12 protein-coding genes are annotated in these 15,539 nt (G+C 38.4%); 6 read left to right on the forward strand and 6 right to left on the reverse strand.

Features of this window, described 5'->3' with window-relative positions:
* Nucleotides 1–38: 38 nt before the first annotated feature.
* Entirely contained in the window at nt 39–2,564 is a 2,526-nt protein-coding gene (gene gyrA, locus C3V44_RS01925) for a DNA gyrase subunit A (protein ID WP_009419938.1), read from the reverse strand.
* 355 nt (nt 2,565–2,919) lie between these two features.
* Here gyrA and C3V44_RS01930 point away from each other — a divergent pair, with 355 nt between their 5' ends.
* The 3 genes from C3V44_RS01930 (at nt 2,920) to nagB (ending at nt 7,569) form a co-directional block, all read left to right on the forward strand.
* Nucleotides 2,920–3,864 carry a glycosyltransferase family 2 protein gene (locus tag C3V44_RS01930; RefSeq protein WP_106095333.1) on the forward strand — a complete coding sequence of 315 codons (945 nt, stop codon included), beginning with the start codon at nt 2,920–2,922 and terminating at the stop codon, nt 3,862–3,864.
* Between the two features lie 33 nt (nt 3,865–3,897).
* Nucleotides 3,898–5,376, forward strand: coding sequence for a cysteine--tRNA ligase (cysS, locus tag C3V44_RS01935; protein ID WP_106095334.1), 1,479 nt, complete (start codon nt 3,898–3,900; stop codon nt 5,374–5,376).
* A gap of 249 nt (nt 5,377–5,625) precedes the next feature.
* Nucleotides 5,626–7,569 carry a glucosamine-6-phosphate deaminase gene (gene nagB / locus C3V44_RS01940; protein ID WP_106095335.1) on the forward strand — a complete coding sequence of 648 codons (1,944 nt, stop codon included), beginning with the start codon at nt 5,626–5,628 and terminating at the stop codon, nt 7,567–7,569.
* Between the two features lie 163 nt (nt 7,570–7,732).
* On the opposite strand, the gene C3V44_RS12170 is transcribed toward nagB, so the two are convergent.
* The 5 genes from C3V44_RS12170 to gltS all read right to left on the reverse strand — a co-directional run bounded on the left by C3V44_RS12170 (nt 7,733) and on the right by gltS (nt 11,599).
* Nucleotides 7,733–8,416: an Imm53 family immunity protein gene (locus C3V44_RS12170; RefSeq protein WP_254425449.1), complete on the reverse strand. Its 684-nt coding sequence runs from the start codon at nt 8,414–8,416 to the stop codon at nt 7,733–7,735.
* A 66-nt stretch (nt 8,417–8,482) separates the two neighbouring features.
* Entirely contained in the window at nt 8,483–8,899 is a 417-nt protein-coding gene (locus C3V44_RS01950; protein WP_016479501.1) for a hypothetical protein, read from the reverse strand.
* Between the two features lie 3 nt (nt 8,900–8,902).
* Entirely contained in the window at nt 8,903–9,505 is a 603-nt protein-coding gene (locus tag C3V44_RS01955; protein ID WP_254425450.1) for an RHS repeat-associated core domain-containing protein, read from the reverse strand.
* Nucleotides 9,506–9,779: 274 nt separating this feature from the next.
* A complete protein-coding gene (locus C3V44_RS01960) occupies nt 9,780–10,259 on the reverse strand; it encodes a hypothetical protein (RefSeq protein ID WP_106095337.1) in 480 nt (159 codons plus the stop codon).
* Between the two features lie 101 nt (nt 10,260–10,360).
* The gene (gene gltS / locus C3V44_RS01965; protein ID WP_106095338.1) at nt 10,361–11,599 is read right to left on the reverse strand and encodes a sodium/glutamate symporter; all 1,239 of its coding nucleotides are present in this window, start codon (nt 11,597–11,599) and stop codon (nt 10,361–10,363) included.
* 281 nt (nt 11,600–11,880) lie between these two features.
* On the opposite strand from gltS, the gene C3V44_RS01970 reads away from it, so the two are divergent.
* The 3 genes from C3V44_RS01970 (at nt 11,881) to C3V44_RS01980 (ending at nt 15,531) form a co-directional block, all read left to right on the forward strand.
* Nucleotides 11,881–12,843: a transketolase family protein gene (locus tag C3V44_RS01970; protein ID WP_106095339.1), complete on the forward strand. Its 963-nt coding sequence runs from the start codon at nt 11,881–11,883 to the stop codon at nt 12,841–12,843.
* Between the two features lie 56 nt (nt 12,844–12,899).
* Nucleotides 12,900–13,754, forward strand: coding sequence for a hypothetical protein (locus tag C3V44_RS01975; protein WP_106095340.1), 855 nt, complete (start codon nt 12,900–12,902; stop codon nt 13,752–13,754).
* Nucleotides 13,755–14,085: 331 nt separating this feature from the next.
* Nucleotides 14,086–15,531 (forward strand): SWIM zinc finger family protein, encoded by a 1,446-nt coding sequence (locus tag C3V44_RS01980; protein WP_106095341.1) that lies wholly within the window; start codon nt 14,086–14,088, stop codon nt 15,529–15,531.
* Nucleotides 15,532–15,539 lie beyond the last annotated feature (8 nt).

The following is a 15,539-nucleotide window of genomic DNA, read 5'->3' on the forward strand; positions in this document are numbered from 1 at the left end:
ACGGGCTTTTTTAATTTAATTAATTATGAACACAAATTTTATTCCTGAGTATTTAAAGGTTCATTATCATTAGTAGGAGCTTCTTCAGTGCTCTCATCGTCATCTTCTTTCATTACCTTAGTAACGGCGGCAATAGAGTCTTTACCTTTGATATTGATGAGTTTTACGCCTTGAGTAGCACGTCCTAAAATACGAAGGGTATCGATTGATAAACGAATAGCAATGCCCGATTTATTGATAATCATCAAATCTTCGCCTTCTAAAACGCTTTTAATAGCTACTAACTGACCTGTTTTCTCGGTAATAGAAATGGTTTTTACCCCTTTACCACCACGGTTAGTAATACGATATACGGCTTCGTGTGTTTCGGGGTCATCAATATAGGAACGTTTACCATAACCGTTTTCTGATACTACCAATACAGTCTCTTCGCGTGGGTTTTCAATAGCAATCATACCTACTACCTCATCGTTTTCAGTATCTAAGTCGATACCACGAACCCCTTGCGAATTACGCCCTACGGCACGCACTTTCTCTTCGGCAAAACGAATCGCACGACCTGATTTCACGGCTAACATCAACTGGCTACTGCCTGAGGTAAGTTTTGCTTCGATAAGTTCGTCACCTTCTTTAATAGTGATGGCATTGATACCATTCTGGCGTGGACGAGAGTATTCTTTGAGAAGCGTTTTCTTAACAATACCCTTTTTAGTAGCCATAATGAGGTAATTGTTGCTGATGTAGTCTTCATCTTTGAGGTTTTGTACACTTACGAAAGCCTTAATCTTATCATCGGATTCGATATTGATAAGGTTTTGTATAGCACGACCTTTGGCAGTTTTGCTACCTTCTGGTATTTCGTATACACGCATCCAGAAACACTTACCTTTTTGAGTAAAGAATAATAAATATTGGTGATTAGAACTTACAAAGAGGTGTTCTAAGAAATCTTGGTCGCGTGTGGTAGAGGCTTTTTGTCCTACACCGCCACGGCTTTGGGTCTTATATTCACTAAGCTGAGTGCGTTTGATATAGCCTGCGTGTGAAATGGTAATTACCATTTTATCATCAGGAATCATATCTTCTACACTGAATTCGCCCCCTGCGTATTCAATGGTAGAACGACGCTCATCGCCATACTTCTCTTTTATTTCTAGTAGTTCTTCCTTAATAATTTCGGTACGACGTTCTTTGCGGGCTAAGATATCTTCTAAATCGCGTATTTCAGCCAGCTTTTCTTCGTATTCTTCTTTTGTTTGTTGGATAAGAACCTTATTGATACGACGTAGTGCTAACGCCAAGATAGCTTCGGCTTGTACATCGGTAAGGTCGAATTCGGCAATTAAATCTTCTTTAGGTTTGTCGTGGAAACGGATAATCTCAATAGCTTTACCCATAGTGTCCTCGGTTGCCATCACCTTCATATACCCTTCTAAAATATGAATACGCTCTTTGGCTTTGCGAAGTTCATAGTCGGTACGTCTATACACTACGTCATAACGGTGTTCTACGAAGTGAAAGATAAGGTCTTTAAGGTTTAACAACTGAGGGCGCCCTTTTACTAAGGCGATGTTATTAACACTAAATGAGGTTTGTAGCTCGGTATGCTTAAAGAGATTGTTGAGCACTACATTAGGGACTGCATCGCGTTTGAGAATATAAACGATACGTATTTTACCACGAGCTGATTCATCGCGTACATCGGTGATACCCTCTAACCTACCTTCTTTTACGAGGTCAGATGTTTTTTTCAAAAGCACAGATGTATCGACTTGATAAGGGACTTCGGTTACTACAATACAATCTTTACCTTTTATTTCTTGAAACTCAGCTTTGGCACGAATGATTACTCGTCCGCGTCCTGTTTTGAAGGCTTCTTTTACGCCTTCATAGCCATAGATAATACCTCCCGTAGGAAAATCAGGAGCTTTGATGTATTTAATGAGTTCATCAATTTCAATATCGTTATTGTCGATATAAGCAATAGTTCCATCGATAACTTCATTAAGGTTATGAGGAGCCATATTGGTAGCCATACCTACTGCGATACCTGCTGAACCGTTCACCAATAGGTTAGGGATGCGTGTAGGGAGTACGATAGGCTCTTCACGAGAGTCGTCATAAGTAAGTTGGTGGTCAACTGTCTCCTTGTCGATATCTGAGAGCATTTCTTCGGAGAATTTACGCATACGGGCTTCGGTATAACGCATTGCGGCAGGGGGGTCACCACCCATTGAACCGAAGTTACCTTGTCCGTCTACAAGCATATAGCGTAAACTCCAATATTGTGCCATACGCACCATAGTATCGTAAACAGCTGTATCGCCGTGAGGGTGGTATTTACCGAGAACCTCACCCACAATAGCAGCCGACTTTTTATAAGGGCGATTGCTGAGCACTCCCATATCGTACATACCGTAAAGTACACGGCGGTGTACAGGTTTTAAACCATCACGAACATCGGGCAATGCACGTGAAACGATTACCGACATCGAATAATCGATATAGGCAGATTTCATTTCATCGCTGATGTCTACAGGAATCAGTTTTTCTCCTTCTGTCATAATATATTAATAGGTATCTGTTATATAAATTAGCGTGCTAAGATACAACCTTTTTTTATATTGGCAATAAAAAAATGTTTGTTTTTTCATCATTAAACTGTAAGTGTTTGATAGTAAGTGTAAAAATAACTTATAAAAAATTAATAGAAAAGAAGAAAAATAGTGCTATAGATTAAGTAAAAGAGCCTCTGATAGGTGAAAATGCAGTGTTATTATCTATGAAATCGTATTTTAAAGTGATTAACCTTATATCATTCATATAAACAAGTTATATGGTGATAAAAATGAATTTATTTGCTACATTTATTGGTATTCATTATTAATTTATTACTTTTGCACTTCAAATTGTTATAAGATGCAAATATCAATCGTTATACCGCTTCTCAACGAACAAGAATCGCTACCTGAACTTTATCAGTGGCTACACAAAGTACTCACTGAACATTGTTATTCTTATGAAATTATCTTTGTAGACGATGGTAGTACTGATAATTCTTGGCAGGTAATCAAAGAGTTATCGGGTAAAGATACTAATGTACAGGGTATTCGTTTTTTGCGTAATTATGGCAAATCACAAGCACTGCACGCAGGATTCAGACAAGCACAAGGTGAAGTGGTGATTACTATGGACGCCGACCTGCAAGACAGTCCAGATGAGATTCCTGCTCTTTATAATATGATTACCCAAGAGGGGTATGACCTTGTATCGGGTTGGAAGAAAAAACGTTATGATTCGGTATTGGCAAAAAATCTGCCTTCTAAACTCTTCAACTGGGCAGCACGCAAAACCTCAGGTCTCACTCTCCACGATTTCAATTGCGGACTTAAAGCTTACAAACAAGAGGTTGTAAAGAATGTTGAAGTATCAGGTGAGATGCATCGCTATATTCCTGTATTGGCAAAGAACGCTGGTTTCAACCGCATTACCGAGAAAGTTGTACAACACCAAGCCCGCAAATACGGTGTGACCAAATTTGGTATGAATAGGTTTATCAATGGTTTTTTAGACCTTATCACCATTAGTTTTCTATCCCATTTCGGTAAACGCCCGATGCACTTCTTTGGAGCATTGGGAGTACTGATGTTCTTTATAGGTTTTTTGTTTTCGGCTTACCTTGGTATTGATAAATTATTTATCAATCCACACGGTCGCCTTATTGCTGATAGACCTCAGTTTTACCTTGCGCTTACCACTATGATCATTGGCACACAACTATTTATTGCAGGCTTTTTGGGAGAAATCATTTTAAAGACTAAAAGTAACGAAGAGAGATACAAAATTAGGGAATTGACAAATTAGTAAATTAGCAAATTAGTAGATAATATAACAGTAATGGAACATCAATTAAAAATATTTAATTCCTTAACAGGAGAAAAAGAAGTGTTTGTACCCTTACACGAAAACAATGTAGGAATGTACGTATGTGGTCCTACTGTATACAGCAATGTGCATTTAGGCAATGTGCGCACCTTTATGTCGTTTGATTTTGTGTATCGTGCGCTTAAATTCTTAGGTTACAAAGTGCGCTATGTACGCAATATTACCGATGCAGGTCACCTTACCGATGACGGTGATGTGAACAACGACCGCTTTGTAAAACAATCACGTCTCGAAAAACTCGAACCTATGGAAATTGTACAGAAATACACTGTAGATTTCCACAAAGTATTAGAGATATTTAACTTACTGCCTCCTACTATTGAGCCTACCGCTACAGGGCATATATTGGAGCAAATACAGCTTACCGAAAAACTCTTAAAAGACGGATTTGCTTATGAAAGCAATGGTTCTGTGTACTTCGATGTACTTGAATACAACAAACGCGGACTCAATTATGGGGAGCTCTCTCGACGCAATATAGAAGAACTCTTTGCCAATACTCGTGATTTAGATGGGCAAGGCGAAAAACGCAATCCTCAGGACTTTGCGCTCTGGAAGAAAGCTTCTCCTGCCCACATTATGCGTTGGGCATCACCTTGGGGCGACGGCTTTCCAGGTTGGCACTTAGAATGTACGGTGATGAGTACCAAATACCTTGGTAACCAATTTGATATTCACGGAGGCGGTATGGACTTAAAGTTCCCACACCACGAATGCGAAATTGCACAAGGAAAAGCGGGGCACGGAGAAAGTCCCGTACGATACTGGATGCACGCTAATATGCTCACAATGAACGGGCAACGTATGAGTAAATCTACTGGTAACTATATATTACCTATGGAACTCATCAGCGGAGAGAATACTTTTTTTGAGAAACCTTTTGCTCCTGCTGTTATTCGCTTTTGCTTTATGCAAGCACACTACCGTAGTGTACTTGACATTTCTAACGAAGCTATGCTTGCTGCCGAAAAAGGCTTTAATAGACTTATGGAAGCGATGAAGATATTGAATGAACTTACTACGGATGCAGAGCTCTCAACTTCGCTCCCTATAGCCGAATGGAAACAAAAATGCTACGATGCACTGTTAGACGATTTCAATTCACCTATACTCATAGCCCATCTCTTTGAAGCTGTAAAGTGGATATTTCAAGTAAAAAATGATGAAGAGAGAATTTCGGTAATAGAGCTCAAGGACTTGAAAGAACTGATGAATGCTTTTGTTTTTGATGTATTGGGGTTACAAAGTGAGCAACAAACGGTTAATAATAACGACAAACTCGACGGCGTGCTCCAGTTGCTTATCAATATGCGAATGGAAGCTCGTGCCAATAAAGACTGGGCGCTTTCTGATAAAATTCGTGATGAACTCCTTGCATTGGGTATTCAACTCAAAGACGGTAAGGAGGGAACAAGTTATAGTGTAAATTAAAACAACTGTTGCGGTTCAAACAAAGAGCTCAGTAGTACTTAATTCAGAGAATGTAGAAATTCGTCTTTATGGTGATTATTAGGTGTTTAATAATTTGATTTATGAACCAAATTATCTATGCTTTAAGTTCTTAGAATGCTCTATAAAAAGATACTATAAAGAAATGTTAAATTTATTTGTGTAATTTGTAAAAAAGAAATACTTTTGCAGGGTCAAAACTGAAATTATAATAATTATTCATTAACAAAAATGAGAACACATATCAGAAAAGAAGTTTCATCAATTGCTCATCAGCCTGCTGGCTCCGTTGAGGAAACTCGTTTCGAGAAAATCTACAACGTTGTTTTCTCGAACTCAGTAACCGCTTCAATTAGTGTCGCACACGAAATCGCCGACCTTATCAAAAAGAAACAAGCCGAAGGCAAAAAATGCATATTAGGCTTAGCTACTGGCTCCTCTCCAGTAAAAGTTTACGACGAACTCGTGCGTATGCACAAAGAAGAAGGTCTTAGCTTTAAAAACGTAATTACCTTCAACTTAGACGAGTATTATCCAATGGAAAAACAGGATATACAAAGTTATTGGTACTTTATGCACGAGCACCTCTTCAATCATATTGATATCCCTAAAGAAAATATCAATATTCCTAACGGGACTGTACCTCACGACGAATTAGAAGCTTATTGTGCTAATTACGACAAAAAAATCGAAGAATGTGGCGGACTCGATTTCCAACTCCTCGGTATCGGTCGTACCGGTCACATCGGCTTCAACGAACCTGGTTCTAACCGCAATTCTGGTACCCGTATCATCACTCTAGACCACATCACTCGTTCTGATGCTGCTGAAACCTTCCACGGTATCGACAATGTGCCTCGTCAAGCCATTACAATGGGTATTCGCACCGTGTTAAAAGCACACCGCATCGTATTGCTCGCTTGGGGTAGCAGTAAAGCCTCTATCGTAGCCAAAGCCGTAGAAGGCGATATCACTGCCGAAGTACCTTCAAGCTATCTTCAACTTCACGAAAACACTACTTTTGTATTAGACGAAGAGGCTGCTGCCGATCTTACTCGTATCAAAACCCCTTGGCTCGTTACCGATGTACAATGGAATGAAGACCTCAAAGCAAAAGCTATTGTTTGGCTTTGCGAACACTTGGGTAAAACAATCCTCAAACTCACAGATTCCGATTACAACGAGTATGGTATGTCCAAACTCTTGGCAGAATCAGGTCCTGCTTACGATTTGAACATCGCTATGTTCAACCGCTTGCAACACACCATCACAGGATGGCCAGGTGGTAAACCTAATGCCGATGATACCAACCGCCCTGAACGCGAACATCCTCACAAAAAACGCGTAATTATCTTCAGCCCTCACCCCGATGACGATGTAATTTCTATGGGAGGTACTTTCGACCGCCTAGTTTCTCAAGGTCACGAAGTACACGTAGCTTACCAAACTTCCGGTAACTTTGCCGTATCCGACCACGAAGCGCTTAAATTCGCCGAAGTATTCAAAGATATAGCCAAAGAAAACAAAACTGAAGTAGCTGTAATCAACGAGATTATTAGCAACATCACCAACAAAAAATCCAACGAAATCGATAGCCTCCTCGTACGCCAACTCAAAGGCAACATCCGTCGCCACGAATCATTGGCTGCTACACGCTACGAAGGAGTTCCTGATAAACACGTACACTTCCTCAACTTGCCTTTCTACGAAACAGGTGGCGTGAAAAAGAACCCTATAGGCGAAGCCGATATCAAAATCATTATGGATTTGATTGAAGAAGTAAAACCTCACCAAATCTATGCTGCAGGTGACCTCGCCGACCCTCACGGAACTCACAAAGTATGTCTTGACGCTATCTTTGCTGCTTTGAAGAATTTGAAACACAAAGATTATATGAAAGACTGCTGGGTATGGTTGTACCGCGGAGCTTGGCACGAATGGGATATCCACGAAATAGAAATGGCTGTACCTATGAGCCCAGCACAAGTACTCAAAAAACGTCAAGCTATCTTCTTCCACCAATCTCAAAAAGATGGTGCTATGTTCCAAGGAGATGACTTGCGTGAGTTCTGGCAACGCGCCGAAGCTCGTAACAGCGAAACCGCTCGTCGCTACCGCAATTTAGGCTTCGCTGACTATGCCGCTATCGAGGCTTTCAAACGTTACTTCTTCTAAGAATTTGATAGGTTTTTATAGAAGTAACTTTTCTAAAAAGTTTTAAAAGATTGTTATCAATCTAAAAAATAATGAGGCTATCTATTATTAGATAGCCTCATTTTATTCGGTGTTTTATCACAAATCTTGATATAATGGATAAAATTGAAATTGGAAAATCCCATCAACTTTTATTTTCTAATGATTTTGATACAGAATCTATTATTTCTTTTATTCTTTGAGATGAAAGTATTCCAATACCTCTTTTCTCTATTTCTTCTAATTCTTCGATAATTGCTTTAAAAGAGTGAAGTATTTGATTCAGCTTGTTAATATCCCCAAAAATTTCAATGTAGACATAAGTTTTAGCAATTATTTTTATTTCAAAATCTATCCAATCCTCATCATTATCTCTGCCCAAAGGCTCGCTTGCTTTTAAAAAATCGCCATAATTACTTATATCAGCCCTTAAAATCCAGCCAGGATTATCTAACATACCAATAGAAATACCCTGCTCGTGTTCCCAGTCGCCGTCAATTTGAGTTTTTGTCCAGTCTTGTAACCAATCTATTATACTACTCATACTATATACTAATTCCGTCTCGCTATCAAGATATTGCCCCTGATACAAAAACGGTACAAAGTTAGCTCTTTCTTTGGTTTCCTTGCGTATTCTTCCGTAAATATCTAACGTCCGCTCCCAAATTAATTTTCCTTCCGTATCTATGGCTTGCAACGGCGTTCCCAAATAGTCACTTATAATACTGTAGATTTTGCCCTTAACTATTTTCGCCGTCGGGGTAAAGCCTTCAAATATCCACGTCGTTAATTCATCTTCTCTTTTTCCCTCCCTTTTTATTTCGTGCAAAGGTACGTTTTTATCCCAAATGTACAAAAATTCCCGACTGCCGTAGCTCTTACAGATACGTCTGCCTTACTCCTCTTGCTTCCATAAAGATTCTATGGTATACAATTTAGCTACTTCAGGATAGATATCATAACAAGAGTTTATAAATTCTTCAATTTTTGAGGTTACCTCTTTAATAGTTCCAATCAAAGCAAATTCTCGGAAGACTTTACCATCAGAGGGATATAGCCATCCTTCTATATTTATTATCTCTTTATTAACGGTATACATTAATTCAATATCTATTAAGTCAACATCTTTTTCATTGAGATAAGTATTGTATAGAAGAAATTCTAGATATTTAACCTGTATTGTTCGTCCTTTTTCATCTATCTCTTCCCTATTTATAATTTCAATATTTTTAATTTCCTTATTAAATTTGAATTTCTCTATACCTTTTCTAAAAAATTCTTCTAATAATAGGTCTAATTTATTTATAATCATTGATTATTTCCTTTTAATACATGATTTTGCTACTTTCTTAAGAGTCTTAGTATATTCGTGTTCTTTTTCAGAACCTCTTGTTTCTGCCCATTCGGTTAGTTTTGTATAGTCTGTATCATTTTCAGGCCTTATAGAAACATGTTTACCATAATCATTTACAGCTTCTAAACCTGTTCCCTCTAACTTACTTACATCAATAGATAAATATTTAGTATCTACTGGTACTTCTAAAGAAGCTGATAGTCCTGACGATGTATCTTTTTTAGGACGAGGTGTGAGATTATTTCCAGTAAGTGAACCTGTCCTATAAACTGTCCCTTCTGTAAGTTTAACTTCATCTAGCCCAAATACATCAACTTCCGTATTCAAATTTTTTACGAAAGCGTATAATGTAGGATTATTTCCCGCCAACCCTATCGGGTCTTGACTTATGTAGCAGCCTGTCTCTGAATTATACCATCTGTACCTATTATAATATAATTTTTCTATTATAAGTTCTTCTTGATACCCTCTGGACTTCAATTCTACCCCTCCAAACCTCAATTTTACTCCTTTGGACTTCAATTTTACTCCTCCGAACCTCAATTTTACTCCTTCGGACTTCAATTTTACCTCTCCAGACTTCAATTCTACCTCTCCGAACCTCAAATGCACCACAACGGAGCATTACAAGACTGCAACGGAGCATTACAAGACCGCAACGGAGTATTACAAGACTGCGACGGAGGGCTTCTGAAGTGGTAATTTGGTGTAAAATTATCCTATGGAGGACTAAAAAACACCTATGGAGGGCTAAAAAAGAGGTTCGTACTACTAAAAAACTCCATCGGAGTTGTTTTACAGCGGTTCCGATGGAGAGCAAAAAAAGAAAACAAATACTTTATACTTCTTTAGAGGAGTCTTTATCTCTATTTTTGATAAAAAACTGCTTGAGGTCTTTGTACTTCTTTTCAAAATTAGGGTCGAGAGTACCTGCTTTGTAAGAAGCGAACGAATAATCGGTGAGGGCTGCCTGATAATTGTCGTTGTCGTGCATTATCTTGGCGTTATAAAGCCCGATGTTTAGCCTTTCTAAAACGGCAACAATAGATTCCAACCGCTGGCGTGAAACATAGTCCTTTTCGAACTCTTCCCAGTTCACTTCGGGGGCTTGCAGTTCGGGCTGATTCTTGTGATAATCGTATGTTTTATTCACAAGTAGCTTGTTTTGCTCGTTTACCCTGCCATACTTTTTTCTTTCTTCAGGAGAAAGATTCTTCAAGTATTTTTCACAGATTTGCTTCATAGAAGTGAGAGCCTCTTGAATTTTTGTGTACTCCTCATCAGTGAGGTGCTGATTATTATAATTAGTAACAGACATAGTTATATAATTTTAAAAATTTATGCGACAAAGATAGAGAATTATTTTTAGCTCGCCAAAAAAAGTATAAAAATATTTATTCTTTGAGAAAAAGAATTTTGTTAAGTTAGTATACTAATAAAGGTAGTTAAAATAAAAGCATTGATGAAGTCGATAAAGAAAGCCCCTACCATTGGCACTATCAAGAAGGCTTTGTGTGAAGGTCCAAAACGCTCGGTTACCGACTGCATATTGGCGACTGCCGTAGGGGTGGCACCCATACCAAAACCGCAGTGTCCTGCTGAGAGTACAGCAGCATCGTAGTTGCTACCCATCAGGCGGAAGGTAACAAAATAGGCATAAGAGCACATCACAAAGGTTTGCACAGCCAAAATAATGAGCATCGGGAGGGCTAAATCAAGCAATTGCCACAGTTTGAGGTTTAAGAGTGCAATGCCTAAAAACAAACTCAGAGAAGCGTTACCAAACACATCGATAGCGCGGTCGAACATATTTACACTAAAGCCTCTGGTGAGCACATTGCGCAAGAGTACCCCAAAGAATAATGCCCATACAAACTGAGGAATAGTGAATCTCTCCGGGAAGAAGGCAGTTACTGTGGGTGATACCATTATAGCTGAAAACGATAGGCAAGCAGCAAATAGTGCCATTGTTTCTATCGCTGATTTAGAAGTGATGAGGCGTTGTTTAATTGCATTTTCAAAAACTTCTACTACGTTATCGGCTACGGTGTCAGTACTTTTTTTTTCAGTAATAGGCTTTTTTCCTATATTGTTCACTAACTTGCGTGCTATGGGACCACCAATAAGTCCGCCGAGTACCAACCCGAAGGTAGCCGAAGCCATTCCCAGGTCAGTAGCTCCCTTTATACCGTAGTCGGTTTCTAATATTTTACCCCAAGCACCTGCCGTTCCGTGTCCGCCAGTAAGTGTGATAGAGCCCGTGATAAGTCCCATAACAGGGTTTTGCCCCAAAGCACTTGCTAAGCCCACCCCCACAGAGTTCTGTATTACAATAAAGAGGGCGACCACCCCTAGGAAAATAATCAGCCCTCTACCACCAGCTTTTAGTCGAGAGAAATCGGCACTCAAACCTATGGACGAAAAGAAAAATAGCATAAAAGCATCTTGCAAGCTGGTATTGAACTCTAAGGAAATGCCTGTGGCAGTATACAGCAGATAGATAAATACTGCTGCTAACAATCCGCCCGCTACAGGTTCGGGTATATTGAAGTTTCTTAAAAATTTAATTTTATGCACTAATAGTCGCCCTACGAGTAACACTATCGTAGCGACAATCAGGGTGTAATAAGGGTCGATGATAATGGTTTTCATATCCATAATAAGCGAGATATAGATTTAATGAGGGGCTAAAAGTACAAAAGATTATTTTACTGAAGAAATAAATAAACAAAAAAAACTGTAAGTAATGAATGTTTACTATCTTTACTCTTAATTTAAAACGATAGCTTGTGATAGAACTAATTAGTTTTCTTCTTATGCTTATAGAGGCGTTTCTGCTATTCATTTATTTTGTTTATGCAGAAATAGAAAGTTTTGTTAGGAAAAAAAGATAAAAAGTATTACTTTTGTCGCTCAGAAAGAATAACACTCATTTACCGATGAAAAAATATATTGATACAGGAAAAAAAGACACCCGAAGTGGTTTCGGGGCAGGACTTGCTGTGTTAGGGCGTAAGAACCCTAATGTAGTTGCTCTTTGTGCCGATTTGATTGGCTCATTGAAGATGGAAAAATTTATCGAGGAGAACCCTACGCGCTTCTTTCAAATAGGTATTGCTGAGGCAAATATGATGGGTATTGCTGCTGGTCTTGCTATTGGAGGTAAAATACCTTTTACAGGCACCTTTGCAGCTTTCTCTACAGGGCGTGTGTATGACCAAATACGCCAGTCGATAGCTTATTCAAATAAAAACGTAAAAATTTGTGCCTCTCACGCTGGGCTTACTCTCGGAGAAGATGGAGCTACCCATCAAATATTAGAAGATATTGGTTTGATGAAAATGCTTCCTAATATGGTAGTTATCAATCCCTGTGATTACAATCAAACAAAAGCTGCTACTCTTGCCATTGCTGATTATGTAGGTCCTGTTTACCTACGTTTCGGTCGTCCTACGGTAGCAAACTTTACTCCTGAAGACCAAACCTTTGAAATAGGAAAAGGTATTTTGCTAAACGAAGGAAAGGACGTTACTATTATCGCTACAGGGCATTTGGTATGGGAAGCTCTTTTGGCTTGTGAGGAATTAGAGCAAAAAGGTATTTCAGCAGAAGTTATTGATATCCACACTATTAAACCTTTAGACGAAGAGCTTATTCTTACTTCAGTAAAGAAAACTAAAGCAGTAGTAACTTGTGAAGAGCATAATTACTATGGTGGATTAGGTGAGAGCATAGCTCGTGTGCTTACACAGCGTTATCCTGTTCAACAGGAATTTGTGGCTGTAAACGACACCTTTGGTGAAAGTGGAACTCCCGCTCAGCTAATGCAAAAGTACGGTTTAGACAAAGAAGGTATTTTGAAAGCTGTTGAGAAGGTACTCAAAAGAAAAATAACCCATTAAGAGAAGATAAAAAACTACTAATTTATTTGGTAAAATAAATAAAAAGCAAATTGTTTATGATAGATTATTTACAAACCAAGAATCCTTATTTTAATACCTCTGGACTTACCTCATCAGAGGCTAACTACGTATGTGAGCGTATTAAAGAACGACTCAAACCTATTCAAGACCTTGTTAATACTATTGAAACTCATACTTCAAGTATTGATGGGGAACCTTTGGATAACTTTAAGAAGGTAGATGATATCGGAGGTAAGCTCACTGAAATAGGCTCGCTATATGCAATCTCAGCTTATTTGCGTACGGCAATTAAGGAGAAGGAAGCCCGATTAGATGTACTAACAAAAAAGCTAACCAATGTACAACTTGAAGCAGAAGCTGAAGTAAAACCAATTGACTATGAACACCTCAATCGGCTTAGAGAGGTTACCATAGAAGATTACCTCAAAACTTTATCACTTGAAGAAGTAGTACGATATAAGGAAGCTGAAGCTAAAGCTGCTCACATCGGGAAGTATATTCATAATTTTGATGAAGTACGAGCAAATCTCACTAAGAAAGAACTTATTACCTTAAAACAAGTAGGTGAGCAGGTATTTAAAGTAAAGAATGTACCTCTGTATGACCTCGCTGAGCTACAAGAATTGCAAGAACAGCTATTAGCTCAGCATCGCGAGGTTGAAAGTGAAGTAAACTTTTATAAGGCTCAGTTCCGTACGTTCCAGAATAACGCTCAATTGCAATATGAACAAGAACTTCAAAAGTTGCAACAAGAACGTCAGAAAAAGGTAACTGCTCTAGTAGTAGAAAAAACATCCGAATTGATGAAAATAAAGGAAACGGTTGCAGGTTTTAGAATCGTAGTGCCTAACAGTTATAAAAGTACTATTGAACACCTTTTAAAGAAATAGGGTTTGGTGCGGTGTAAAATAGTTGACCTATAACAGATTTACATCATACCAATTTAGAAAGCTACAAAACGGATTTTTCATTAGATAGCAAACACACTCATTGATATTTCGCTCTATACCCAAACAGTTTTTAATAAGGGGAATGTGTGTTACCCCCGCTGATGTTTATCACATCATAATTAAAACTTTGCTATAGTCTTTGCCTTTGTGGGTATAGAGGTCTTGAACTTAAACATTGCCATCGACTGCGTTCCGTTTTGTAGCTTTCACTTTTATAAAAGGATAATAAGTAGCTTATGTTCCGATAAAACCATATAATTCACAATACAATATGATAGAAGTAACACAACAAAAGATTGAAGAACTCGCTCCTAATGCCGAAGCAGCTAAAAAAGGGCGAGATTTACAAAAGAAGGGAAAATTTACTAATCTAAAAATCAATGCTGAAAAGAACCTTATATGGGGTGAATGTGCAGGAAGTGGTAAAAATCCTTATTATTGCTCAGCTGACTATATAGATAGCCATAACCCAGTGTTTCGTTGCAATTGCCCTAGCCGTCAGTTTCCTTGCAAACACGCTATTGGTTTATTGTATTGCTTTGAGGCAGATAAGAGTCAATTTAGTGAAGGTGAGGTGCCAGAAGATATTACTACTAAGCGTGAAAAGATAGAGAAAAGACAGGAAAAGAAAACTCAAGAAAAAGAGTCTATCAAAGAGAAAGCTGATAAACCTAAGAAGGTAAATAAAACGGCTTTTTTTAAGAAAGTAGACACTCAGCTTATAGGTATTGATACAGCTCAGAAACTTTTGCGCGATATAGTCAGTACAGGACTTTCTTCAATAGATGCTAAATTACGCGCTACCCTTAGAACTCAAATAAAAGAATTGGGCAACTACTATATAGGCGGTATACAAACGGCTTTCAATAACCTACTTTTGTCACTTGGAGAAGTAGAAGAGGAAGAATATACAGAGGTAGTAAATAACTTAAATTATCTTTCAGCTTTACTGAAAAAAGCCTCTGAATATCTAAAAGCCCGCAAAGAAGATCCAGAAGGATTGCCTGAACTATCCTCAGCTATTGAAGAGCAAATAGGCTATGTATGGAAGTTAGTAGAGCTAATGCAATATGGACTTTATGAGGAAAATGTAAGCCTTGTACAGCTTTCGTTTAATAGTTATGACAATGAAGCGCGCAAAGAATATGTAGATGAAGGATTATGGCTTAACCTAACTACAGGCAAGATATTCAAGACGATGAATTATCGTCCTTATAAGGCAGCAAAGTACATCAAGGAAGAGAACACTATGTTTGGTGTTTTACAACTGAAAGACCTATATATTTACCCTGGTGATACCAATCCTCGTATTCGTTGGGAAGCTGACAGTATAACGGAACGTCCTCTACAAAAAACAGACCTTACTACCATTAAGCAATGGGCATCGACTCAGTTTGCTGATACTATCAAGAGTGTAAAGAACACTATAAAAAATCCACTGATGGACAAGCATCCGGTAGTACTTTTGGCACTGCATAAAGCTTATAGAGTAGGGGAGGATTTGGTTGTAGAAGATGCCAATGGTTTTGCTATCACCTTGAAAGATATAGGAGAAGGGGCTGTATCGCCAACGGGCAATCTGAAAGCTTTTTTGCCCTCCAATGCCGAAGGACTTACCCTTACAGCAATGATGCATAATGATGTAGCCAGTGGACTTTTGTCTGCTCAGCCAATGTCGCTTATTACCCCTGATAAAATTATCCGTTTATTATATTAGCATATTAG

The sequence above is a fragment of the Capnocytophaga sp. oral taxon 864 genome (genome assembly GCF_002998835.1).
In the GTDB taxonomy this organism is placed as follows: domain Bacteria; phylum Bacteroidota; class Bacteroidia; order Flavobacteriales; family Flavobacteriaceae; genus Capnocytophaga; species Capnocytophaga ochracea.